Raw genomic sequence first — 20,790 nt, 5'->3', positions numbered from 1 at the left:
GCCCGACCGGCCGCACGGGCTGCCGGGGCACCGGCGCCGGTCAGGCGCGCAGGCGCAGGCCCCGGGGGGTGGCGATGAAGCCCGCGGCCTCCAGGACGGTGCCCAGCGGGGACGTCAGCGCCGAGGCGCCGTTGACCCGCTCCACCGTGACGGTGCCCAGGGAGCCCGCGCGGGCGGCCGCGGCGAGGGCTTCCGCGGCAGCCCGCAGCCGGGGGTCGTCGGCCGGCTCGTCGTCGGGGGTGGCCGGCCAGGCCAGCAGCGTCTTGCCGCCCCGTTCCATGTAGAGCGTCAGCTCGCCGTCCACCAAGACCACCAGGGAGCCAGCCTTGCGGCCGGGCTTGTGCCCGGCGCCGGTCGGGGGCTCGGGCCAGCCCAGGGCGGCTCCGTAGGCGTTCGCCGGGTCGGCGGCGGCGAGGACGACGGCGCGTGGGGCGCGGTCCGCGCCGGTGGGGCGGCCGGCGAAGGGGTCGTACGCGGCACGCCCGCCGTTCTGCCAGGGCGGCGGCGCCTGGGGGGCCCGGTCGCGCGGGGAGACGTAGTCGCCCGGCCCCGGGTGGGGCGGGCGCGTGTCGTCCTCGCCGGGGAACGCGCCGGGGAAGCCGTCGTGTCCCGGGACGCTTTCGCCGGGGCCGTCGGTGGGTGGGGCGAAGCCGTGGGTGGCGAAGGGGTCGGAGGCCCCGCCGAAGGGGTCGGGCACGCTCGTGCCGGGAGGGGCCGGCAGCCCGTCACCCCGGTCCCGGGCGTTGGCCGCCGCGCGGAGGCGGTCCACCGCCCCGTCCATCGCGAACTGCGCGGCGCCCAGTCCCTCCACCACGTAGCCGCGACGGGCCTGCCCCGTCTCCTCGAAGGCGGACAGGATGCGGTACGTCGCCGAGAAGCCGCCCTCGACGCCTTCCGCGGCGACGGCGCCCCGGGTCACCACACCGTGCCGGTCGAGCAGGGTGCGGGCCAGGGCGTGGGCGCGGACCGTGGGGTCGGCCTCCCGGTCCTCGAGCAGGGACCAGCGGCCGGCGACGGTCGGCGGGCCGGTGCGGGAGGCGCTGCGGGCGGCCGCCGTGAGCGAGCCGTAGCGCCCGCGCGGGGCCGAGCGCTTCGCGCGGTGGGCCGTGGCGCCGGCGGTGCGGCCCGAGCCCAGCAGGGAGCGCAGGGGCGAGAGGGTGTCGTTCGTGAGCCGTCCGGACCAGGCGAGGTCCCACAACGCGTCGGCCAGCTGGGGGTCGGTGGCCTCGGGGTGGGTGGTGGCGCGGACCTGGTCGGCGATCTGGCGGAAGAACAGGCCGTAGCCGCCGGAGAGGGCGTCCAGGACGGACTGGTGCAGGGCCGTGAGCTCCAGGGGGTGCGGGGGAGGGAGCAGCAGCGGGGCCGCGTCCGCGAGGTAGAGGGAGACCCAGCCGTCCTTCCCCGGGAGCGAACCGGCGCCGGCCCACACCACCTCCCCGGCCGCCGTCAGCTCGTCCAGCATCGCCGGGGTGTAGCCCGCCACCCGGGACGGCAGGACCAGCTTCTCCAGGGCGGAGGCGGGCACGGAGGCGCCCTGCAGCTGCTCGACGGCCCGCACCAGGCCGTCGACGCCGCGCAGGTTGTGCCCCTTTCCGATGTGCTGCCACTGGGGGAGGAACTGCGCGAGCGCGGGCGGTGGCACCGGCTCCAGCTCGTGCCGCAGGGCGGCCAGGGAACGCCGGCGCAGTCGGCGCAGCACGGCCGCGTCGCACCACTCCTGTCCGATCCCGGCCGGATGGAACTCGCCCTGGACGATCCTGCCCGCCGCGGAGAGTCGCTGGAGGGCGCCCTCGGTGACCGCCACCCCCAGGCCGAAGCGGGCCGCCGCGGTGGCCGACGTGAAGGGTCCGTGGGTCCGCGCGAACCGGGCGAGGAGATCCCCGAGAGGGTCCTTGACCGGCTCGGTGAACGCCTCCGGTACGCCGACCGGCAGCGCCGTGCCCAGCGCGTCGCGCAGCCGCCCGGCGTCCTCGATCGCCGCCCAGTGGTCGGCGCCCGCGACCCGCACCCGGATCGCGCGCCGCGCGGAGGCCAGCTCCCGCGCCCACCGCGGCTCGGCGCCCCGCTCGGCCAGCTCGGCCTCGGTGAGCGGGCCGAGCACGCGCAGCACGTCGGCCACGCCCTCCGCGTCCTTCACGCGCCGGTCCTCGGTGAGCCACTGCAGCTCGCGCTCCAGCTCGGTCAGCACCTCGGCGTCGAGCAGCTCGCGCAGCTCCGCCTGGCCGAGCAGCTCGGCCAGCAGCCGCGAGTCCAGCGACAGGGCGGCGGCGCGGCGCTCGGCGAGCGGGGAGTCGCCCTCGTACAGGAACTGGGCGACGTAGCCGAAGAGGAGGGAGCGGGCGAACGGGGACGGTTCGGGGGTGGTGACCTCGACGAGGCGCACCTTGCGGGACTCCAGGTCGCCCATCAGCTCGACGAGGCCCGGTACGTCGAACACGTCCTGGAGGCATTCGCGGACCGCCTCCAGGACGATCGGGAAGGAGCCGAACTCCCCCGCGACCTGGAGGAGCTGGGAGGCACGCTGACGCTGCTGCCACAGCGGGGTGCGCCGGCCGGGGTTGCGGCGCGGGAGCAGCAGCGCGCGGGCGGCGCACTCGCGGAAGCGGGAGGCGAACAGCGCCGAGCCGCCCACCTGGTCGGTGACGACCTGGTCCACCTCGCCCTTGTCGAAGACGACGTCGGCGGCGCCCACCGGGGCCCGGTCCGCGTCGTACTCGGTGCCGGCCTTCACCGGTGCCTGGTCGAGCAGGTCGAGGCCCATCAGATCGGCGTCCGGCAGGCGCAGCACGATGCCGTCGTCGGCGTGCATGACCTGGGCGTCCATGCCGTACCGCTCGGAGAGACGGGCGCCGAGCGCGAGCGCCCACGGGGCGTGCACCTGGGCGCCGAACGGTGAGTGCACCACGACCCGCCAGTCGCCCAGCTCGTCGCGGAAGCGCTCGACCACGATGGTGCGGTCGTCGGGGACGTGGCCGCAGGCCTCGCGCTGTTCGTCCAGGTAGGACAGCACGTTGTCCGCGGCCCAGGCGTCCAGTCCGGCCGCCAGCAGCCGCAGCCGGGCGTCGTCCTTGGTCAGCGAGCCCACCTCGCGCAGGAACGCGCCCACCGCGCGGCCGAGCTCCAGCGGGCGGCCCAGCTGGTCGCCCTTCCAGAACGGCAGCCGGCCCGGCACGCCCGGCGCCGGAGAGACCAGGACCCGGTCGCGGGTGATGTCCTCGATGCGCCAGGAGCTGGTGCCGAGGGTGAAGACGTCGCCCACGCGGGACTCGTAGACCATCTCCTCGTCCAGCTCGCCGACCCGTCCGCCGCCCTTCTTGGGGTCGGCGCCGGCCAGGAAGACACCGAAGAGGCCGCGGTCGGGGATCGTGCCCCCGGAGGTGACGGCCAGGCGCTGGGCCCCTGGGCGGCCGGTGATCTCGCCCGTGACCCGGTCCCACACCACGCGCGGGCGCAGCTCCGCGAACGCGTCGGACGGGTAGCGGCCGGCGAGCATGTCCAGCACGCCCGTGAAGGCGGACTCCGGCAGCGAGGCGAACGGCGCCGCGCGGCGGACCATGGCGAGCAGGTCGTCGAGCTGCCAGGTGTCCATGGCCGTCATGGCGACGAGCTGCTGGGCCAGGACGTCCAGTGGGTTGGCGGGCACCCTCAGGGACTCGATGGCGCCGGTGCGCATCCGCTCGGTCACCACGGCGGCCTGCACCAGGTCGCCCCGGTACTTCGGGAACACCACGCCCGTGGAGACCGCGCCCACCTGGTGCCCCGCGCGGCCGACGCGCTGGAGCCCGGAGGCGACCGACGGCGGCGACTCGACCTGGACCACCAGGTCGACGGCGCCCATGTCGATGCCCAGCTCCAGGCTGGAGGTGGCGACCACCGCGGGGAGCCGGCCCGCCTTGAGGTCCTCCTCGACCAGGGAGCGCTGCTCCTTGGAGACCGAACCGTGGTGGGCGCGGGCGATGACCGAGGGGGCGCCCTGGGCGGCTCCGGAGCCGCCCATGAGCTCGGCGGGGGAGTGGTGCTCGTCCAGGGGCTCACCGGTGGCCCGCTCGTAGGCGATCTCGTTGAGCCGGTTGCACAGCCGCTCGGCGAGGCGGCGGGAGTTCGCGAACACGATGGTCGAGCGGTGGGACTGCACCAGGTCGGTGATCCGCTCCTCGACGTGCGGCCAGATCGACGGGCGCTCGGCGCCCTCCGAGCCGTCGGCGACCGGCGAGCCGCCCAGCTCGCCCAGGTCCTCCACCGGCACCACGACGGAGAGGTCGAACTCCTTGCCCGACTTCGGCTGGACGATCTCCACCTTGCGGCGCGGGGACAGGAACCGGGCGACCTCGTCCACCGGCCGCACGGTCGCCGACAGGCCGATGCGGCGGGCCGGCCGGGGCAGCAGCTCGTCCAGCCGCTCCAGGGAGAGCGCCAGGTGCGCGCCGCGCTTGGTGCCCGCGACCGCGTGCACCTCGTCGAGGATCACCGTCTCCACGCCCGTCAGCGCGTCGCGCGTGGCGGACGTCAGCATCAGGAACAGCGACTCCGGGGTGGTGATCAGGATGTCCGGCGGCCGGGTGGCCAGGGCGCGGCGCTCGGCCGGCGGGGTGTCGCCGGAGCGGATGCCAACCTTCACCTCGGGCTCGGGCAGCCCGAGGCGGACGGACTCCTGGCGGATGCCGGTCAGCGGGCTGCGGAGGTTGCGCTCGACGTCGACCGCCAGGGCCTTCAGCGGCGAGACGTACAGGACGCGGCAACGCTTCTTGGGGTCGGCGGGCGCGGGAGTGGAGGCCAGCTGGTCCAGGGCCGCGAGGAAGGCGGCCAGGGTCTTCCCGGAGCCGGTGGGGGCCACCACCAGCACGTCCGACCCCTCCCCGATGGCCCGCCACGCGCCGGCCTGGGCGGCGGTGGGCGCGGAGAACGCCCCCGTGAACCAGCCGCGGGTCGCGGGGGAGAAGCCGTCGAGGGCCCGGTGCGGATCGCTGACCATGCGTCCATCGTGCACCCCGGCACTGACAATGCGGCCGAGCCGGGCGGACCTGGGGTGTTCCGGACGGGGGCGGACCAGGGGACGGGGACGGCGGGGACAATGGCCGCATGGCGGAATCGCGCAAGGAGCGTGCGCGGCACTGGCGGTACGACGAACTGCCCGGTGTCGACCTGCTGCGTGCCCGCTACATACGGAAGACGTTCGTCCGGCACACCCACGAGCACTTCGTGATCGCCGCCATCGCCGACGGCGTGGAGGTCTTCCACCACGGCGGCGAAGACGTGTACGCGGGCGCCGGAGCCCTCGCGCTCGTCAACCCCGACACCCCGCACACCGGCAGGGCGGGCGTCCCCGAGGGATGGCGGTACGGGGCGGTGTACCCGTCACCGGAGGTGGTGGCCGCGATCGCCGCCGAGACCACCGCGCTGCGCGGCACCCCGGGATTCGTCGCACCGGTCCTCGACGACCCGTACGCCGTCCACCTGGTGCACCAGGTGCTGCGGGCCACCGACGAGGGCAACGCGCTCGCCGCCGACACCCTGCTCCGGGTGGCCGTGACCCGGCTGCTGCGGCTGAACGGCGGGTCACCGCCGCGGCGCGAGGTGCGCACGGCGGGCGCCCGGATGGCCGCACGCGCGCGGACCCTGCTGGAGGAGCGGATGGCCGCGCCGCCGACGCTGGAGCGGCTGGCCGGCGAACTCGGCACCAGCCCCTTCGCCCTGCTGCGCGCCTTCCGGGACACCTACGGGATGCCGCCGCACACCTGGCTCACCGACGCGCGCGTGCGGCGCGCACGGCGGCTGCTGGACGCCGGGACGGCGCCGTCGGAGGCGGCCGTCGCGGTCGGTTTCACCGACCAGCCGCACCTGAACCGGCACTTCGGCCGGATCGTCGGCGTGCCCCCGGGCGCGTACCAGCGCGAGCGCAAGAACGTACAAGACGCGCGGCCCGGCCCCCTCGTACCGTCGGGGGCGTGGCAACGGAGCGGACAGCAGCACACGCGGACATACGGGACGACGGAGGAGGGAAACCGGACGGCGCCGTCGTACGGGACGCCCTCGGGGTCGGGATCGCCGTCGGGCTCTCCGGGTTCGCCTTCGGCGTGACCTCGGCGGGCAGCGGGCTCACCCTGCTCCAGACGTGCGCGCTCAGCCTGCTGGTGTTCACCGGTGCGTCCCAGTTCGCGCTGGTGGGGGCGCTGGCGGCCGGCGGCAGCCCGTTCACGGCCGCCGCGGGGGCGTTCTTCCTCGGGGTGCGCAACGCCTTCTACGGGCTGCGCCTGTCGCAGTTGCTGGCGCTTCCCCGCGCGGTGCGCCCGTTCGCCGCCCAGTGGGTCATCGACGAGACGGCCGCGGTCTCGCTCGCCCAGCCCACCCGGCGCGGCGCACGCATCGGGTTCGTGGTGACCGGGCTCAGCCTGTACCTGCTGTGGAACCTCACCACGCTGCTCGGCGCGCTGGGCGCCGAGGCCATCGGGGACACCGACGCGTGGGGGCTGGACGCGGCCGGTCCCGCGGTCTTCCTGGCGTTGCTCGCCCCCATGCTGCGGGCCGGTACCGAGCGGACCGTCGCCGGGCTCGCCGTCCTCCTGGGGCTCGGTCTGCTGCCCGTCCTGCCGGCCGGAGTGCCGGTCCTGGTGGCCGCGCTCGCGGCGCCGGCCGTGCTGTGGGCACGGGGCCGCGGGAGCGCATCGCGCGGTGACGCACCGGAGGGGGACCGTTGAACATCTGGATCGCGATCGGCGTGACGGCCGTCGGCTGCTACGCCGTCAAACTCGCCGGGCTGCTGGTGCCCGCCGGGGCCCTGGAACGGCCCGTCGTGCGGCGCCTCGCCGCGCTGCTGCCGGTCGCCCTGCTCGCCGCCCTGACGGCCCAGCAGACGTTCTCCGACGGCCAGGCGCTGGTCCTGGACGCCCGGGCGGCGGGGGTGGCGGCGGCCGCCGTGGCCCTGGTGCTGCGCGCCCCGTTCCTGCTCGTCGTCGCATCGGCCGTCGTCGTTACGGCGGGGGTGCGAGCCCTGGGCGGATGAGGCGGCGGCCGCGGCTTCGGCGTCCCCGCGCGGGGACGCGGGGGGACGCGCAGGGACGTCGCTCAGCGGACGGGGCGGCCGTACGCCTCCAGCGTGCGCAGGGCGTCGATCGTCACCATGGAGCGCGCCTCCAGAGAGGGACCCGGGGCCCACTGGCGCCACCGCACGGGCCAGCCGCCGTCCTCCTGCTGCTCGGCCGCGAGGAAGTCCAGGGAGCGTGCCATCTCCTCGTCCGTGAACCACGCGCGCGCCAGGGAGTGCGGCGTCCGCGCGTAGTCGTGCGGGAAGTGGTGCTCGCGCGGGGCGTAGCCCGGCGCCACCGGGTACGCGTCGAGGTCGTCCGGGTCGAGTGCCGCGAGCCGCTGCCGGCGTACCAGACGGCCCAGCCGGTCGGCGGCGGCCTCCGCGCGGGCGCGGTCGGGGGCGTTGTCCAGGAACGCCACCGCGGCCTCCACCTCGTAGGGGTGGGACCTCTCCAGCGACTCCGCGGCCCGCCAGCAGAAGTCCGTGGCGCGGAACAGCCAGGCGTGCCACACCTCGCCGCGGTGCAGCAGCCCCACCACCGGCCCGGTGGCCAGCAGCTCCCCGGGCGGGTCGTCCACGACCGGCACGAAGGGCGCCGCCGGATAGCCGCGCTGCCCGGGATGGATCGCCGGAAGCGCGCCGTCCGCCGTGGAGACGGACGTCAGGTAGCGGCAGACGTCCTCCGCGCGGCGGCCGCCGCAGCGCCCCACCGCGTCCAGCACCCGCAGCGCGCGGGCGGTGTGCAGCGGCTGGCTGACCGGACCGCGCAGATCGGGCTCCAGCCCGTGACCGTACCCGCCGTCCTCGTTGCGGTAGGCGTCCAGCGCCCGCTCCACCGGGCCGGCACCGCCGTCCCGGAAGTGGTGGGCGAAGAGGTGCTGTTCGAGCACCCGCGCGGTGAGCCAGACGAACCGCTCCGCCCGCGCGAGCGGGCCCTGCGGCGGGGAGGTCGGGGGCGTCGGGGCAGCTCCGGTATCGGCCATGGGTCCGACCGTAGGGGCAAAGTGGTGCCCGCAGGCGCACCGGCCCGGGGCCACCCCCACAGGCGGGATACTGGGGGCATGCGGTTGACGGTTTTCTGGGAGCGGATGACGGAGCACTTCGGTGCGGGGTATGCCGACACCTTCGCGCGGGACCATGTCATGTCCGAGCTCGGCGGGCGCACGGTGCACGAGGCCCTGGCGGCCGGCTGGAGCGCCAAGGACGTCTGGCACGTGGTCTGCTCGGTGATGCACGTCCCCCTGGAGAAGCGCTGATCGTCACAGAGACCGACGGGCGGCGGACGTCCCGCCGCCGGTGTGGGCGAGACTTGAGCCGTGGCAACCACTGACGAGACCGGGCAGGCAGCCCGGCATCCCACCGCGCCCGGAGCGCCGCCGCCCGCCGGCCCCCCGGTGGACCCCACGGCCCGGCCGGGTGCCCGCATGCCGCGCTGGCTGCCGCGCGCCATGGTGCTCGCGCTCGCGCTGATCGCCGTGTTCCAGCTCGGCAGCTGGGCCTTCCACCAGCTCACCGGGCTGCTGATCAACGTCCTGATCGCGTTCTTCCTGGCGCTCGCCGTCGAACCCGCGGTGAGCTGGATGGCCGCGCGCGGGGTGCGCCGGGGCCTGGGCACGTTCCTCGTCTTCCTGGGCGTACTGATCACGGCGGCGGGCTTCGTCACCCTGCTCGGGTCCATGCTGGCGGGCCAGATCATCAAGATCGTCGAGGACTTCCCGGACTACCTCGACTCCGTGATCAACTGGGTCAACGCGCACTTCCACACCGAGCTGCGGCGGGTGGACATCCAGGAGGGCCTGCTGCGCTCCGACTGGCTGCGCAACTACGTCCAGAACAGCGCCACCGGCGTCCTCGACGTGTCCGCCCAGGTCCTCGGCGGTCTCTTCCAGCTGCTGACCGTGGGCCTCTTCTCCTTCTACTTCGCCGCCGACGGGCCGCGGCTGCGGCGCACCGTCTGCTCGCTGCTGCCGCCCGCCCGGCAGGCCGAGGTGCTGCGCGCGTGGGAGATCGCCGTGAACAAGACCGGCGGCTACCTGTACTCGCGCGGACTGATGGCCCTGATCTCCGGCCTGGCGCACTTCGTGCTGCTGGAGATCCTCGAGGTGCCCTACGCGCCCGTCCTCGCCGTCTGGGTGGGACTGGTGTCGCAGTTCATCCCCACCATCGGCACCTATCTCGCGGGTGCGCTGCCCATGCTGATCGCCTTCACGGTCGACCCGTGGTACGCGCTGTGGGTGCTGATCTTCGTGGTGTTCTACCAGCAGTTCGAGAACTACGTCCTGCAGCCCAAGCTGACCGCCAGGACCGTCGACATCCACCCGGCGGTCGCCTTCGGCTCGGTCGTCGCCGGCACCGCCCTGCTCGGTGCCGTCGGCGCGCTGATCGCCATCCCCGCGATCGCCACCCTCCAGGCGTTCCTCGGCGCCTATGTGAAGCGGTACGACGTCACGGACGATCCCCGTGTGCACGGGCACCAGGGCCCCGGCGGAGAACCGGGAACCCTCGCGCGCGTCCGTCTCCCGTGGGCCCGTTTCCCGTGGGTCCGCCGGCCGCGTCTGGTGCGGCCCCGCGGCGAGGACTCGGGAGCCTCCTGAGGCCGGGCCCCGTACCGGCGCGGGGTCCGGCTACGCGGGCACCGCTCCGCTCTCCGCCGCCTTGCGGTGGCGCGCGGCCAGGCGGGAGCCGGACTCCCGGCGGGCCGCGCGCCGCAGCAGGGGCACCGCCAGGAGGAACCCGACGACCGCCCAGGCGGCCAGTACCAGCGCGACCATGGGCAGCTCCCAGGAACCGGCCGGCTCCGCCGCCCGCGCGGCGTCCGGCAGCAGCGCCGAACGCAGTCCCTGGGCCATCCACTTCAGCGGGAAGACGGCGGCCACCTGCTGGACCGGCACGGGCAGCGAGGTGATCGGGAAGACCGCTCCGGAGGTGATCAGCAGCCCCATGGCGGGCAGCACGATCAGGGCCAGCGCCTCCCGCGGGTTGGGCAGCACGGCGCCCAGGGCGGCGCCCAGCGGTACGACGGCCAGCAGACCGAGCGCGGTGACCCACAGCAGCGTCACCCAGCCGCCCCCGTCGCGCGGCAGCGGACCGTCCACCAGCAGCGCCGAGGCTCCCAGGAGCAGCGCCAGGCTGCCGGTCGCCATGGTGACCAGCAGCAGGCACTTGGCCACGAGATACGCCGGTATCCCGCCGGGCGTGGCGCGCAGCCGCAGCAGAACACCCTCCTCCCGCTCGGTGACGAGCATCTGCGGGAGGCTGATCAGGCCGATCTGGAACAGCAGGTAGGCGGCGAAGCCCGCGAGCACCAGATGGGCCAGCGGGGTGTCGGTGCCTGGCACGTCGTCGCTGATGTAGGCGGCGACCAGCAGGGCCACGACCACATTGGTGACGTGGCCCGACATCTCCTTCGGGTTGCGGAGCAGGTGCCGCACTTCGATGACGCCGCGTCGGCACCCCGTACGCCAGGCCGGGCGGCGCGGCCCCTGTGGCCGGTGTGCCCCGGCTGTGTCGTTCGTCATGCGATCCGTTCCTCCCCCTCCGCGGCCCCGTCCGTGCCGTCGGCGTGCCGATGCACCATGTGCAGGTAGGTGTCCTCCAGCGTCGGGCGGCGGACCTCCAGGCCGGCGATCGGCCCGTCCGCGTCCCGGTGCATCTCCCAGACCAGCCGGGACGGGTCCGCGGTGCGTTCGCGGTGGTGCGTGCCGTCGTCGGCGGTCCAGCGGACCTCGGCCTGTGCGGCGGCCTGCCGGGCCAGGTCCGACGGGGTGCCGCAGGCCCGGATCCGGCCGCCGACCAGCATGCCGATCCGGTCCGCGAGCCGTTCGGCCTCCGCCAGGTCGTGGGTGGTGAGCAGGACGGTGACGCCTTCGTCCCGGGCCAGCCGTTCGACCAGGGCGTGGAACCGGTGCCGCGCCTCGGGGTCGAAGCCGGTGGTCGGCTCGTCGAGGAAGAGCAGCTCCGGCCGGCCGACGATCCCGAGTGCGACGTCCAGGCGCCGCCGCTGGCCGCCGGACAGCAGTTCCACCCGCCGGTCGGCCTGCCCCGTCAGCCCGGTCAGGCCCAGCAGCTCCACCGGGTCGCGCGGGTCGGGGTAGTAGGTCCCGAAGTGCGCAAGGAGCTCGGCCACCCGCCAGCGGCGGTGGTCGCGCCAGGACTGCAGCACCAGTCCGATGCGGCCGCGCCAGGCGTCGTCACCCCGCTCCGGGTCCGCGCCGAGGACGCGGACCTCCCCGGCGGACCGCTTCCGGAAGCCCTCGAGGATCTCCACGGTGGTGGTCTTCCCCGCGCCGTTGGGGCCGAGCAGGGCGAAGACCTCGCCGCGGCGGATGTCCAGATCGACGCCGTGGAGCACGTCGACGGCGCCGTACGACATACGGACGTCGCGGGCCCGGACGACGGTGCGGTCGGCGGGGACGGCGGCCGTCATCGCCCCGCCTCCGCGGGCCGCCGCGCGGCCGGGCCGGACTCGGCCCCGGGGGCCCCGGCACCCTCGACGATCGCCCGGAGCGCGGCCACATGCCCCTCGAACGCGGCGCGGCCGCGGTCCGTCAGCCGGACCTTCGTGCGCCGCTTGCGGCCGCCGCCCTCCTTCAGCACTTCCAGATATCCGGCGTCCTCCAGGGTGTGCAGCTGTTTGGACAGCGCGGAGTCGCTGAGCGAGAGGCTGTCGCGGACGAACGCGAACTCCGCCCATTCGGTGGTGGCGAGCAGCGCGACCACCGACAGCCGGGTGGCGGGATGGATCAGCTCGTCGAAGCCCGCGGGGGTGCTCATCGGTCCGCACCTCCGCGCGGTGCCCCGTCGGTGTGGTCCCCGCCTTCGTGGGCCGTCCGCCCGGTGTGGCCGGCACCTCCGTGGGCCGCCCGCCCGGTGTGGCCGGCACCTCCGTGGGCCGCCCGGGCCGCGTGCCCCCGCAGCGAGCCGATCGCCCAGCGGCTCGCCGGCCCGGTGAACAGCAGGAACGCGGCCGTCGTGACCGTCGCCCGGATCAGGCCGCCGAGCGGCGGCTCCAGCGGCTCGACCAGCAGGCCGGCCAGCAGGGCCGTCCCGCCGGTCACCAGCGCGCCTCCGGCGAACGTCACGAACGTCCGCCTGTTGTAGCGGGAGTGGTGCAGCCGCATGCGGCTCCTGCGGCTTTGGATCGCGAGGAGCGCGCTCAGCAGCGCGACGTAGACGGCGACGGCCAGCCAGACGCCCCACAGGGGGAGGTCCAGGCCCACGCCGGCCAGGAAGGCCCACATGAGGGCAGCCGCGGCGTAGGTGGCACCCGGGCCCCCGGACCCCGACCGCTCCATCTCGTCGTACACCCGCTCCTGCGGCACCCGGATGCGCTGCAGGTCCTTCCATGCCTGTTCGGCATCCACCGGCGTACTCACGGCCATCGCCTCCCCTGTGCGACACGGCGTTCTACTTTCCTGGTGGGAAAGTTACCGTCGACTTTCCGAGTGGGCAAGTCGACGGGGCCCGGTGCCACGCCGCGAGGGTGCGGCTTGACACAAAAATCGAACATCCATTCTCATGGGAGAGCCGGTGAGGCTCAACGGCGGGTGCTCTGCCCTAATTCGGGTAGGAATGCACCCGCGTTATCCACAGGCCGGACGTGCGTCGGGGCGCGTTGTCAGTGGCAGGCGTTAGCGTCTTTGACGTGAAGCGATCGACACAAGCAAATCGGGTGGAACCCATGGCAGGAACCGACCGCGAGAAGGCGCTCGACGCCGCGCTCGCACAGATTGAACGGCAATTCGGCAAAGGCGCGGTCATGCGCATGGGCGAGCGGTCGATGGAGCCCATCGAGGTCATCCCGACCGGGTCGACCGCGCTCGACGTGGCCCTCGGCGTCGGCGGCCTGCCGCGCGGCCGTGTGGTGGAGATCTACGGACCGGAATCCTCCGGTAAGACCACCCTGACCCTGCACGCGGTGGCGAACGCGCAGAAGGCCGGCGGCCAGGTCGCCTTCGTGGACGCGGAGCACGCCCTCGACCCCGAGTACGCGAAGAAGCTCGGCGTCGACATCGACAACCTGATCCTGTCCCAGCCGGACAACGGCGAGCAGGCCCTGGAGATCGTGGACATGCTGGTCCGCTCCGGCGCCCTCGATCTCATCGTCATCGACTCCGTCGCCGCGCTCGTCCCCCGCGCCGAGATCGAGGGCGAGATGGGCGACAGCCACGTGGGTCTGCAGGCCCGCCTGATGAGCCAGGCCCTGCGGAAGATCACCAGCGCGCTCAACCAGTCCAAGACCACCGCGATCTTCATCAACCAGCTCCGCGAGAAGATCGGCGTGATGTTCGGCTCCCCGGAGACCACCACCGGTGGCCGGGCGCTGAAGTTCTACGCCTCGGTGCGCATCGACATTCGCCGCATCGAGACCCTGAAGGACGGCACCGAGGCAGTGGGCAACCGCACCCGCTGCAAGGTCGTCAAGAACAAGGTGGCACCGCCCTTCAAGCAGGCCGAGTTCGACATCCTCTACGGCCAGGGCATCAGCCGCGAGGGCGGCCTGATCGACATGGGCGTGGAGCACGGCTTCGTCCGCAAGGCCGGTGCCTGGTACACGTACGAGGGCGACCAGCTCGGCCAGGGCAAGGAGAACGCCCGCAACTTCCTCAAGGACAACCCCGACCTCGCCAACGAGATCGAGCGGAAGATCAAGGAGAAGCTGGGCGTCGGCGTGCGGCCCGAGGCGCCGGCCGCCGAGCCGGCCGCGGACGCGGCGGACACCACCGCACCGGAGGCGGCCGCGGTGCCCGCCCCGGCGGCCAAGGCCACCAAGTCCAAGGCCGCGGCGGCCAAGAGCTGACCCGTGACCCGACGAACCGACTGGGCCGAGTACGAGTTCGCCGCCTCCGGCGCCCCACGGGGGAGGGGCACCGGAGGCGACGAGGGCTCAGCCGTGGGCGGTGACACGGCGTACGACGACAGCACCGACGCGAGCGGTCCCCGGGACACCGGTTCCGGTGGTGGCCGCCGGCGTGCCGGGGGCGCACGGGCGGGCGGCTCGCGTGACGGCGGGTCGCGCGGTGGACGCGGGCGCAGGCGCCGGGACTTCGGCGAGGCGGCCGCGGCGGACGGAGACGCCTCTTCCTCATCGAGGGCAGAGCGGGAGGAGCCTCCGGGGGACCCGGTCGAGCGGGCACGGGCGATCTGTCTGCGCCTGCTCACCGGGACCCCGCGCACGCGCAAACAGCTTGCCGACGCCCTGCGCAAGCGGGAGATCCCGGACGAGGCCGCCGAGGAAGTGCTGTCCCGGTTCGAGGAGGTCGGACTGATCAACGACAGCGCCTTCGCGGACGCCTGGGTGGAGTCCCGGCACCACGGCCGGGGGCTCGCCCGGCGGGCGCTCGCCCAGGAACTGCGCACCAAGGGCGTCGACCCCACGCTGATCGACGCGGCCGTCTCCCGGCTCGACTCCGAGCAGGAGGAGGAGACCGCGCGGGAACTGGTCTCCCGCAAGCTCCGTGCGACGCGTGGGCTCGACCGCGACAAGCGGATCCGCCGCCTCGCGGGCATGCTCGCCCGCAAGGGCTACCCCGAGGGCCTCGCCCTCCGCGTGGTCCGGCAGGCGCTGGAGGAGGAGGGCGAGGACACGGAGTTCCTCGGCGACGGGGGCTTCTGAGCAGCCCTACACCGGACCGGTATGCGAACCCGGACCCGGCACCACCGGCAGCCCCGCCGCCCGCCATGCCTGGAAACCGCCCACCAGATCGGTGGCCCGGCTCAGCCCCAGCCGGTGCAGGGACTCCGCCGCCAGGCTGGAGGCGTAGCCCTCATTGCAGATCACGACGACCCGCAGGTCATGGCCCGTTGCCTCGGGGAGGCGATGGCTGCCGCGCGGGTCCAGGCGCCACTCCAGCTCGTTGCGCTCGACGACGAGGGCGCCGGGGACGAGTCCGTCCCGCTCGCGCAGCGCGGCGTAACGGATGTCCACCAGCAGCGCCTCGCCGGCGCGGGCGGCCTCGTGCGCGTCCACGGGCCCGATGCGCGCGTACGTCGCGCGTACCCGCTCCAACAACGCGTCGATCCCCACGGATTCACCACCCACCGCGCCGGTGGCCCCAGGTCCGGTCTCCACCGCGTCGGTCGTCACCGATTCGCCACCCACCTCGTCGGTCGTCACCGATTCGCCACCCACCTCGTCGGTCTCCAGAGTTCCGGTATCCACCGCGTGAGTGTCCGCAGGTCCGGTACCCACCGCGTCGATCCCCACGGATTCACCACCCACCGCGCCGGTGTCCGCAGCTCCGGTACCCACCGCGCCGGTGTCCGCAGCTCCAGTACCCACCGCGTCGCTCGTCACGATTCCCGTCCTTCCGCTCCCCACCGCTTCGCTCGCCAGGGCGCCGTCAGCCCGTTCCCGCGCCCCGCTCACTGCCAGTCCTCCGGGCGCTCGACCTGCTCCAGCCGGAGGATGCCGCCACTGCGGCTGTAGCGGCGGATCCGCGGCAACGGCGGATGGTAGGCGTGCACGGAGACCGCGTGCCGGTCCGGGGACAGGTTGAGCACCTCGTGGACGTGATGCCGTCCGAAGGCGCGGCCCTGCCCGGCCGGCAGCCGGCGCTCCCGGTCCACGCCGTCGGTGAGTTCCAGGGTCTTCCAGCCGTCGGTGGGCAGCCGCGCGGCGAGCGAGTTCTCCTTCAGCTCGCCCGAAGCCGTCATGAAGGCACCGACGGAGTCGGCGTGGTCGTGCCAGCCGGTGCCGGTGCCCGGCGGCCAGCCGATCAGCCAGGCCTCGCTGCCACCCGGCCCGTCGAGCCGCACCCAGGTGCGTCCCTCCGGGTCGAGCGGAAGCGAGGCGATCAGTTCCGCGTCGGCGGCGGTACGCCGTACGAAGTCCAGGAGTTCCGCCTGAGTGGGCGCGGAGGCGGCGGCCGACACCGGGGCGGCCGGGGGAGGGCCAGAAGGGGAGACAGACATGTGCACCGTCCTGAAGTGGGTTCGCTCAGGCGCGCGGCGGCGGCATACGGGGGCCGCTACGGAGGGCGCGCGAGGAGGGGGAGAGGCGAATCAGCAGGACGGGCGACACACGCAGCCCGCATAGCGGACGAGGTCCATATGGACCCTCCGCCACAGGTGCACACAGGTGTCGGTCACATCGCGGAGTACACCACGAGGCCGCCCCCCGGTTCAACTCATCGTCACCATGCGGACCGCAGCGTGACCGTGCGCGCCCGGAGCGGGGCGCGGCTGCCCCGCGCCCCGGTTCCCTCAGCGCGACCCCGCCCCCGCATCGGCCCTGGCATCGGCCCCGTGGCTGTCCCCGGTCCCGGACTCCTCTTCGGCGCCCGCCTCCTCCGTCGCGGACCCGCCGAGCGCCGCCCGGGCCGCCGCGTACAGATCCGCCGGGCGTACCCCGCTCAACGCCGTGACGAGGTGACCGTCGGGGCGCACCAGCAGCACGGTGTGGGCAGCCGCCCCGGGATAGCTCTCCGCGACCAGCAGCTCGGCCGGGTGCGGCAACGCCGAGACGGCCGCCGCCAGCCGGGGCATGATCCCCGCGGACACCCAGTGCCGGCGCTCCCACACCCCCGTACCCGGCGCGACCAGCACCACCAGCAGCGCGCCCCGGCCCAGCCGGCTGCGCAGCCGGACGAACGTTCCGTCCTCCGCGGTGACGCGCACGTCCGTCACGGCCGCACCGGGAACCGTCCCGACGGCCACCTCGCCCTCGAGGCGGCCGGGCGCGAGCGGCGAGTCGGCGTGGATCCCCGGCGCGCCCAGCGCGCCCCGCCCCAGATGCCCGTCCAGCAGCAGCGCATCGTGCCCGCGCGCCGAGCCGGGGACGTAGGAACGCAGCCCGCCGCCGCCCCGCACCAGCGGCAGTGCCTGGTCGGCTGCGCGCAGCCGGGAGGCGAGGATCGCGCGCCGCTCGGTCTGGTAGCTGTCCAGCAGCGCCTCGTGCGGACCGTGGTGCCAGGCCAGCGCCAGCTTCCAGGCGAGGTTGTCGACGTCACGCAGCCCCTCGTCCAGACCGTGCGTGCCCAGTGTGCCCAGCAGATGGGCCGCGTCCCCGGCGAGGAACACCCGCTCGGCCCGCCAGCGCCGGGCCAGCCGGTGATGGACGGTGTGCACCCCGGTGTCCAGGAGTTCGTACGGCGGGGTCGGGCCGCCGGTCCAGCCGGCCAGGGTCTCCCGGACGCGGGCCAGCAGCAGCTCGGGGGTGACCAGGTCCTTGCCCGGCGGCAGCAGCCAGTCCAGGCGCCACACCCCGTCCGGCAGCGGCCGCGCGCTGATCTCACCGGCCGAGGGCCCGGACGTGCGCCACGGCGGCGCACGGTGCAGCAACGCTTCGTCAGGCCACGGAAGCTCCGTGCGCAGCGCGGCCACGGCGTGACGTTCCACCGCGGTGCGGCCCGGGAAGCGGATGTCCTGGAGCTTGCGCACGGTCGAGCGCGGGCCGTCGCAGCCGACCAGGTAACTGCCCCGCCACCAGGTGCCCTTGGGGCCGCGGGTGTGCGCGGAGACGCCCGCCGGCTCCTGTTCCACGGCGTCCAGACGGCTGTCCACGGCGATTCTGACGAGCCCTTCGCCGGCGAGGGCCCGCCGCAGGGCTCCGGTCAGGACGTGCTGGGCGATGTGCAGGGGAGCGGGCTCCGCGTCGCCGAAGGTGATCTCACACATCACCTGCTTGCGCCGCATCGACCGCCATCCGGCCCAACGGACACCGGCGCGTGCGAGCGGCACGCCGGTGAGCCGTTCCATCAGGGCGGCGGTGTCCTCGCGCAGGACGACGGTGCGGGCCGGGCGGGGTTCCTCCTTGCCCGGTCCTTCGTCGAGGACCACGCACGGCACCTCCTGACGGGCCAGTGCCAGCGCGAGCGCCAGCCCGACGGGGCCGGCTCCGACAATGATCACCGGGTCCACGGCGCGGCGCCCCCTGCTCGAAGTGACGTCCGAAGGGACGGAGCGGAACAGGAAGATGGAGCAGGGTGCACGATCACAGAACGTATGCAACCTATTGCCGGTGCTTGCGTCAAGTGACCGAAGGCCAGTGGCGATCATGACATGGAGCCGGACCGGTCCCATCACTTGACTGTTCATCACATGTGTCCGGGGCGCACCGCTCTTCCGCACCGCCTGGGGCGGCCCGCCACTCCACATGACTGTGGCCCGCCGGGAAACGGCGGGCCACAGTCATGTCGTACGGCAGGCGTGCGTCAGACGGCGCCGCCACCGGCCTTGTGCGGGCCCCCGACCTCGGCCGCGTTGAGGTCGTCGACGTCCTCGGCGCCGAGCACCGCACCCGTGCTGCGCTTGCTGCGGCGCAGACGTGCCTCGAGCCAGGAGGCGAACGAGGTGAGGATGAAGTTCAGGACGATGAAGATGACCGCCACGACGATGAAGCTGGGGATGACGTTGGCGTAGTTGGCCGCCAGCGTGCCGCGCGAGTTCAGCAGCTCGGTGAAGCCGAGCATCACGCCGCCCAGCGCGGTGTCCTTCACGATGACGACCAGCTGGCTGACGATCGCCGGGAGCATCGCCGTGACCGCCTGCGGCAGCAGGATGCTGCTCATGGTCTGGCTCTTGCGCAGGCCGATCGCCTGGGCCGCCTCCGTCTGCCCCCTGGGGAGGGAGAGGATGCCGGCCCGGACGACCTCGGCGAGGACCGAGGCGTTGTAGAGGACCAGGCCCGTGACGACCGCGTACAGGGGCCGGTCCTCGCTGGTGACGTCCGTGGAGCGCGCGAAGAACTCGTTGGCGAACAGCATCAGCAGCAGGACCGGGATGGCGCGGAAGATCTCCACCACCGCGCCGGCCGGGACGCGCACCCACCGGTGGTCCGACATCCGGGCGATGCCCAGGACCGCGCCCAGCGGCAGGGCGATGACCATGGACAGGGCCGCGGCCTTGAGGGTGTCACCGAGGCCGGGCAGCAGATACGTCGTCCACGCCTCGGCCTGGGTGAAGGGCTTCCACAGCGCCCACTCCAGCTGCCCCTTGTCGTCCATCGTGCGGTAGACCCACCACAGGAGGAGGAGCAGGGCGGCCACGAAGACGACCGAGAAGATGACATTGCGCCGCTTGGCCCGGGGGCCGGGGGCGTCGTACAGAACGGAGGTCACCGCTTCACCGCCAGTCGCTTGCTCAGCCAGCCGAGGATCAGGCCGGTGGGCAGGGTCAGTACCACGAATCCGAAGGCGAAGACCGCACCGATGAGCAGCGTCTGCGCCTCGTTCTCGATCATTTCCTTCATCAGCAGAGCGGCCTCGGCCACACCGATCGCGGCCGCCACCGTGGTGTTCTTGGTCAGTGCGATCAGCACGTTCGCGAGCGGGCCGATGACCGCTCGGAAGGCCTGCGGCAGCACGATCAGGGTGAGGACCTGGGTGAAGTTCAGCCCGATGGCGCGGGCCGCCTCGGCCTGCCCGACCGGCACGGTGTTGATGCCGGAGCGCAGCGCCTCACAGACGAAGGCCGCGGTGTAGGCGATCAGACCGAGCACCGCGAGCCGGAAGCCCTGGAGCTCGAAGTCGTCCCGCGCGCCCATGGTCACGCCGAAGATGTCGGCGAGACCGAGCGAGGTGAAGACGATGATGACCGTCAGGGGGATGTTCCGGACGATGTTCACATAGGCGGTGCCGAACCAGCGCATCAGCGGGACCGGGCTGACCCGCATCGCTGCCAGCAACGTGCCCCAGACCAGGGAGCCGATGCCGGAGAACACGGTGAGCTGCACCGTTACCCAGAAGGCACCCAACAAGGTTGGATCGTCATAGTCAGAAATAAAGTCGAACACGATCTCCCGCGCTTCCGGGTGTGTGGCGTACGTGGCGGACACGGCGCGCCGCCGCCCTGATCGTGACGGACGGCGGCACGCCTCCGAGAACCCGCGTTACTGGGCGGTCCTGGGGGTTACTTGACGATGTTGCCGATCTTCGGGGCCGGCTCGTTGTTGTACTCGGCCGGACCGAAGTTGGCCTCGACCGCCTTGTCCCAGGACTTGTCGCCGACCATCTTCTCCAGGGCGTCGTTGATCTTGTTCACGGTCTCGGTGTCGCCCTTCTTGACACCGATGCCGTAGTTCTCGTTGCTCAGCTTCAGGCCGACGAGCTTGAACTGGCCCTTGTACTGGTCCTGCGCGGCGAAGCCGGCGAGGATCGAGTCGTCGGTGGTCAGCGCGTCGACGGCACCGCTCTGCAGGGCGGCGATGCACTCCGAGTACGTGCCCCGCTCCCGCAGCTGCGCCTTCGGGGCGAAGTCCTTCTTGACGTTCTGCGCCGAGGTGGAGCCGGTGACCGAGCACAGCTTCTTGTCGTTGAGGTCGGTGGCCTCGGTGACGTCCGCGTCCTTCTTCACCAGCAGGTCCTGGTGGGCCAGCAGGTAGGGACCGGCGAAGTCGACCTTCTCCGCGCGCTCGTCGGTGATCGAGTACGTCGCCGCGATGAACTTCACGTCGCCGCGGGCGAGGGCGTTCTCACGGTCGGCGCTCTTGGTCTCGACCCACTCGATCTGGTCGGCCTCGTAGCCGAGCTCCTTGGCCACGTAGGTCGCGACGTCCACGTCGAAACCGGAGAAGGAACCGCCCGGCTCCTTCAGGCCGAGACCGGGCTGGTCGTACTTGATGCCGATCTTGATCTTGTCGCCGCCACCGGAGGACGAACCGCTGTCGTTGCCGTCGTCACCACCACAGGCGGTGGCGGTCAGGGCAAGGGCGAACACGGCGGCCGAGGCGGCGGTGACCTTGCGGAGCTTCATGGTGCACATCCTTTGACTGGTGAAGTGATGCGGCCCGGTCGGTGGCCGGTGACGCGAGTCGTCAGGGCGCGGGC

Annotated in this window: 20 protein-coding genes; 7 read left to right on the top strand and 13 right to left on the bottom strand. The window is 73.5% G+C overall.

The features are described from left to right. Positions 1–40 precede the first annotated feature (40 nt). A complete protein-coding gene (locus tag FHX78_RS08795; RefSeq protein ID WP_145866896.1) occupies positions 41–4,972 on the bottom strand; it encodes an ATP-dependent helicase in 4,932 nt (1,643 codons plus the stop codon). Positions 4,973–5,079: 107 nt separating this feature from the next. Here FHX78_RS08795 and FHX78_RS08790 point away from each other — a divergent pair, with 107 nt between their 5' ends. Genes FHX78_RS08790 through FHX78_RS08780 form a run of 3 tightly spaced genes read left to right on the top strand, consistent with a single transcriptional unit; the run spans position 5,080 to position 7,000 of the window. Beyond that, positions 5,080–6,078, top strand: coding sequence for an AraC family transcriptional regulator (locus FHX78_RS08790; protein ID WP_167531719.1), 999 nt, complete (start codon positions 5,080–5,082; stop codon positions 6,076–6,078). Further along, positions 5,979–6,695: an AzlC family ABC transporter permease gene (locus tag FHX78_RS08785; RefSeq protein WP_167531956.1), complete on the top strand. Its 717-nt coding sequence runs from the start codon at positions 5,979–5,981 to the stop codon at positions 6,693–6,695. The genes FHX78_RS08790 and FHX78_RS08785 overlap by 100 nt, the downstream gene beginning before the upstream one ends. Continuing rightward, a complete protein-coding gene (locus FHX78_RS08780; protein WP_145866894.1) occupies positions 6,692–7,000 on the top strand; it encodes an AzlD domain-containing protein in 309 nt (102 codons plus the stop codon). The genes FHX78_RS08785 and FHX78_RS08780 overlap by 4 nt, the downstream gene beginning before the upstream one ends. 62 nt (positions 7,001–7,062) lie before the next feature. Here the strand turns inward: FHX78_RS08780 and FHX78_RS08775 are convergent, their stop codons facing one another. Then, positions 7,063–8,007, bottom strand: coding sequence for a hypothetical protein (locus tag FHX78_RS08775; RefSeq protein WP_145866893.1), 945 nt, complete (start codon positions 8,005–8,007; stop codon positions 7,063–7,065). A gap of 78 nt (positions 8,008–8,085) precedes the next feature. Between FHX78_RS08775 and FHX78_RS08770 the strand changes: the two genes are divergently transcribed. Together FHX78_RS08770 and FHX78_RS08765 are read left to right on the top strand one after the other, a co-directional pair. Further along, a complete protein-coding gene (locus FHX78_RS08770) occupies positions 8,086–8,280 on the top strand; it encodes a DUF3046 domain-containing protein (RefSeq protein ID WP_145866892.1) in 195 nt (64 codons plus the stop codon). A gap of 60 nt (positions 8,281–8,340) precedes the next feature. Further along, positions 8,341–9,618, top strand: a complete 1,278-nt coding sequence (locus FHX78_RS08765; protein ID WP_229924177.1) for an AI-2E family transporter — start codon at positions 8,341–8,343, stop codon at positions 9,616–9,618. A 30-nt stretch (positions 9,619–9,648) separates the two neighbouring features. Here FHX78_RS08765 and FHX78_RS08760 read toward each other — a convergent pair whose 3' ends face one another. Genes FHX78_RS08760 through FHX78_RS08745 form a run of 4 tightly spaced genes read right to left on the bottom strand, consistent with a single transcriptional unit; the run spans position 9,649 to position 12,405 of the window. Further along, positions 9,649–10,542, bottom strand: coding sequence for an ABC transporter permease (locus tag FHX78_RS08760; RefSeq protein ID WP_145866891.1), 894 nt, complete (start codon positions 10,540–10,542; stop codon positions 9,649–9,651). Beyond that, the gene (locus FHX78_RS08755) at positions 10,539–11,450 is read right to left on the bottom strand and encodes an ABC transporter ATP-binding protein (protein WP_167531718.1); all 912 of its coding nucleotides are present in this window, start codon (positions 11,448–11,450) and stop codon (positions 10,539–10,541) included. The genes FHX78_RS08760 and FHX78_RS08755 overlap by 4 nt, the downstream gene beginning before the upstream one ends. Continuing rightward, on the bottom strand, positions 11,447–11,797 hold the full coding sequence (locus FHX78_RS08750) for a transcriptional regulator (protein WP_145866890.1): 351 nt from the start codon (positions 11,795–11,797) through the stop codon (positions 11,447–11,449). Before FHX78_RS08750 ends, FHX78_RS08755 begins: the two co-directional genes overlap by 4 nt. Continuing rightward, positions 11,794–12,405 (bottom strand): hypothetical protein, encoded by a 612-nt coding sequence (locus FHX78_RS08745; RefSeq protein WP_341874747.1) that lies wholly within the window; start codon positions 12,403–12,405, stop codon positions 11,794–11,796. Before FHX78_RS08745 ends, FHX78_RS08750 begins: the two co-directional genes overlap by 4 nt. A 299-nt stretch (positions 12,406–12,704) precedes the next feature. Here FHX78_RS08745 and recA point away from each other — a divergent pair, with 299 nt between their 5' ends. Further along, on the top strand, positions 12,705–13,823 hold the full coding sequence (gene recA / locus FHX78_RS08740) for a recombinase RecA (protein WP_145866889.1): 1,119 nt from the start codon (positions 12,705–12,707) through the stop codon (positions 13,821–13,823). 3 nt (positions 13,824–13,826) lie between these two features. Next, positions 13,827–14,639: a recombination regulator RecX gene (gene recX / locus FHX78_RS08735; protein WP_145866888.1), complete on the top strand. Its 813-nt coding sequence runs from the start codon at positions 13,827–13,829 to the stop codon at positions 14,637–14,639. Positions 14,640–14,645: 6 nt separating this feature from the next. Here recX and FHX78_RS08730 read toward each other — a convergent pair whose 3' ends face one another. The 7 genes from FHX78_RS08730 to FHX78_RS08700 all read right to left on the bottom strand — a co-directional run bounded on the left by FHX78_RS08730 (position 14,646) and on the right by FHX78_RS08700 (position 20,716). Then, positions 14,646–15,095: a rhodanese-like domain-containing protein gene (locus FHX78_RS08730; RefSeq protein WP_145871792.1), complete on the bottom strand. Its 450-nt coding sequence runs from the start codon at positions 15,093–15,095 to the stop codon at positions 14,646–14,648. Between the two features lie 293 nt (positions 15,096–15,388). Continuing rightward, positions 15,389–15,937 (bottom strand): cupin domain-containing protein, encoded by a 549-nt coding sequence (locus FHX78_RS08720; protein WP_145866887.1) that lies wholly within the window; start codon positions 15,935–15,937, stop codon positions 15,389–15,391. A 90-nt stretch (positions 15,938–16,027) separates the two neighbouring features. Continuing rightward, a complete protein-coding gene (locus FHX78_RS38050) occupies positions 16,028–16,075 on the bottom strand; it encodes a hypothetical protein (protein WP_309506048.1) in 48 nt (15 codons plus the stop codon). A gap of 153 nt (positions 16,076–16,228) precedes the next feature. Then, positions 16,229–17,884 (bottom strand): FAD-dependent monooxygenase, encoded by a 1,656-nt coding sequence (locus FHX78_RS08715; protein WP_145866886.1) that lies wholly within the window; start codon positions 17,882–17,884, stop codon positions 16,229–16,231. Positions 17,885–18,177: 293 nt separating this feature from the next. Next, positions 18,178–19,083 carry an amino acid ABC transporter permease gene (locus FHX78_RS08710; RefSeq protein WP_145866885.1) on the bottom strand — a complete coding sequence of 302 codons (906 nt, stop codon included), beginning with the start codon at positions 19,081–19,083 and terminating at the stop codon, positions 18,178–18,180. After that, positions 19,080–19,757 (bottom strand): amino acid ABC transporter permease, encoded by a 678-nt coding sequence (locus tag FHX78_RS08705; protein WP_145871791.1) that lies wholly within the window; start codon positions 19,755–19,757, stop codon positions 19,080–19,082. Before FHX78_RS08705 ends, FHX78_RS08710 begins: the two co-directional genes overlap by 4 nt. A gap of 116 nt (positions 19,758–19,873) precedes the next feature. Then, on the bottom strand, positions 19,874–20,716 hold the full coding sequence (locus tag FHX78_RS08700) for a glutamate ABC transporter substrate-binding protein (RefSeq protein ID WP_145866884.1): 843 nt from the start codon (positions 20,714–20,716) through the stop codon (positions 19,874–19,876). Positions 20,717–20,790: the final 74 nt, after the last annotated feature.

It is taken from the genome of Streptomyces capillispiralis, from assembly GCF_007829875.1.
Taxonomy (GTDB): Bacteria; Actinomycetota; Actinomycetes; order Streptomycetales; family Streptomycetaceae; genus Streptomyces; species Streptomyces capillispiralis.
This window is presented reverse-complemented; position numbering and strand designations above follow the sequence as displayed.

Coding starts and splice junctions, on each gene's coding strand:
- FHX78_RS08700 (WP_145866884.1), bottom strand. CDS start 20,716: ATGAAGCTCCGCAAGGTCACCGCCGCCTCGGCCGCCGTGTTCGCCCTT.
- FHX78_RS08720 (WP_145866887.1), bottom strand. CDS start 15,937: ATGTCTGTCTCCCCTTCTGGCCCTCCCCCGGCCGCCCCGGTGTCGGCC.
- FHX78_RS08745 (WP_341874747.1), bottom strand. CDS start 12,405: ATGGCCGTGAGTACGCCGGTGGATGCCGAACAGGCATGGAAGGACCTG.
- FHX78_RS08760 (WP_145866891.1), bottom strand. CDS start 10,542: ATGACGAACGACACAGCCGGGGCACACCGGCCACAGGGGCCGCGCCGC.
- FHX78_RS08775 (WP_145866893.1), bottom strand. CDS start 8,007: ATGGCCGATACCGGAGCTGCCCCGACGCCCCCGACCTCCCCGCCGCAG.
- FHX78_RS08795 (WP_145866896.1), bottom strand. CDS start 4,972: ATGGTCAGCGATCCGCACCGGGCCCTCGACGGCTTCTCCCCCGCGACC.
- FHX78_RS08750 (WP_145866890.1), bottom strand. CDS start 11,797: ATGAGCACCCCCGCGGGCTTCGACGAGCTGATCCATCCCGCCACCCGG.
- FHX78_RS08790 (WP_167531719.1), top strand. CDS start 5,080: ATGGCGGAATCGCGCAAGGAGCGTGCGCGGCACTGGCGGTACGACGAA.
- FHX78_RS08770 (WP_145866892.1), top strand. CDS start 8,086: ATGCGGTTGACGGTTTTCTGGGAGCGGATGACGGAGCACTTCGGTGCG.
- FHX78_RS08755 (WP_167531718.1), bottom strand. CDS start 11,450: ATGACGGCCGCCGTCCCCGCCGACCGCACCGTCGTCCGGGCCCGCGAC.
- recA (WP_145866889.1), top strand. CDS start 12,705: ATGGCAGGAACCGACCGCGAGAAGGCGCTCGACGCCGCGCTCGCACAG.